Raw genomic sequence first — 1,704 nt, 5'->3', positions numbered from 1 at the left:
CACTAGGGATACTTCTATCCTTTTTTTGATTTAAAAATATAAAAAAAAGGAAAATACAATGAATAAAAATAAATTTGATGAATTCGTAGCAAAAAACTTACCAAAGGCTTTGAAAAAAGATACTGAACAGAGCTTAGGAGATAGATCTAAATATATTGGATCATCTGACATAGGTGGTTGTCTTAGAAAGGCTTATCTTGATAAAACAACTAATTATGAACACGATTTAGCCACTCTTATTCGCTTTCAAAGGGGACATGTTGCTGAAGGCATTATTGAAAAAATGCTCGATGGATTAAATCCTACACTTCAAAAAGAAGTTAAAGTGACAATAGATGGTTTTGATCTAAAAGCTCACATAGATTTTTGCTTGGAAAATAAAGATGAGATTGTGGTTGTTGAAGCTAAAAGTGTTAATACAGCTGTTGATAAACCTTATGACTCTTGGATTATGCAGGTTAATTTTCAGCTTGCTATGCTTGCAACACAAACACAAAAAAAGTTAAGAGCTTATGTTGTTGCTATCAATCTAAATACAGGTTGGTTTAAATCGTTTGAAGTGAATGGCAATCAAGTGCATGAAAAAATGGCAATTGAGAATGCTCAAATTTTAGCAAATGCTCTTTTAAACAAAGAAGAGCCTATTGCTAGTGAACAACTTTATTGTTCTACTTGCCCTCATAAAGGTTCTTGTCCTTTAATGGCGAAGAAAAGTGAAGGTAGCGAACTAAGTGGTGATTTACTTGAGGTAGGCAAAAAAATAATTGAGTTAAATGCTAAGAAAAAAGAACTTGAAAAAGAGCTTGAAGAGAAAAAAACCTTGATCGAAGAGTATATGCGAACTTGCGGTACTAAGAAAATCAAGATCGATGATAGTTTTATTTCTTTATCAAACGACACCACAAGCGTAAGCTTTGATACAAAAGCTTTAAAAGATAATGAGCCTGAGCTTTATGAAAGTCTTTTTGAAAAATATCAAAAAACTTCTCAAAGAAAAGGCTATTTAAGTATTAAGTAGGATTAACATGAGCAAAACATCAGCAAAAAGACTAGCAAAAACACTAGCAAAAAAGGCTCGAGAAAAAGAGCTATTTTTGCTTTTCAAGGAATTCATGAGAGAAGTTGAGGAAATAGAATTTTTTATATTTAAAAAAATAAAAAATTCTAAAGAATTTAAAAATTATATTTCAAAACTAGAAGATAGGAAACTTCCGAAACTTTTTAGTGATGAAGAATTAAAAGTACAATGTGTTTATGAAAGGATTAAATAATGAAATATAAAAAAAAGGATTTTAGCGTTTGTAAAAAAAGCTTTGATATAGCATATGTATATGTTGTTGAAGCTTTATGCAACGATTATCTTTCAGAGCGGTATAGAATTGGTGTTTTTACTAGCTTTGATGAAGCTTTGGATTTTGTTGCCAAAAATTTTTACAAAAGTGAAAAATCTAAAATTTCTTATTCAAGAGAATCAAATGACACTTGGGTTATTGATAATGATGAAATCAAAAATCAAAGTATCAGGCATAGAATAACAGATAATTACATTGAAAATGTGAATATAGATGCAAGAGAGATCCGTATTAGGGTTGATACTAGCAATTTTATTCTTTTAAATGATGGAAGATTGATTCAAATTATAGAACCTTTTTTTCACGATGAAATTGTCTGCTTAAATTAATCAGCCCCTAGTTGGGATAGTTT

General features: G+C 30.0%; 3 protein-coding genes. All 3 read left to right on the top strand.

The genetic code is table 11. The annotated features are described in order from the left end of the window. Positions 1 to 58 precede the first annotated feature (58 nt). Positions 59 to 1,018 (top strand): PD-(D/E)XK nuclease family protein, encoded by a 960-nt coding sequence (locus CCO88_RS09735; protein ID WP_002795019.1) that lies wholly within the window; start codon positions 59 to 61, stop codon positions 1,016 to 1,018. Positions 1,019 to 1,112: 94 nt separating this feature from the next. Next, positions 1,113 to 1,271 carry a hypothetical protein gene (locus CCO88_RS10770; protein ID WP_170245721.1) on the top strand — a complete coding sequence of 53 codons (159 nt, stop codon included), beginning with the start codon at positions 1,113 to 1,115 and terminating at the stop codon, positions 1,269 to 1,271. Next, the gene (locus tag CCO88_RS09725) at positions 1,271 to 1,681 is read left to right on the top strand and encodes a hypothetical protein (protein WP_002802141.1); all 411 of its coding nucleotides are present in this window, start codon (positions 1,271 to 1,273) and stop codon (positions 1,679 to 1,681) included. The genes CCO88_RS10770 and CCO88_RS09725 overlap by 1 nt, the downstream gene beginning before the upstream one ends. Positions 1,682 to 1,704: the final 23 nt, after the last annotated feature.

Origin of the sequence: Campylobacter coli LMG 9860 (assembly GCF_000254135.1) — a bacterium.
Classification (GTDB): Bacteria; Campylobacterota; Campylobacteria; order Campylobacterales; family Campylobacteraceae; genus Campylobacter_D; species Campylobacter_D coli.
The sequence above is the reverse complement of the archived record's forward strand: the minus strand, read 5'-3'. Positions and strand labels throughout refer to the sequence as shown.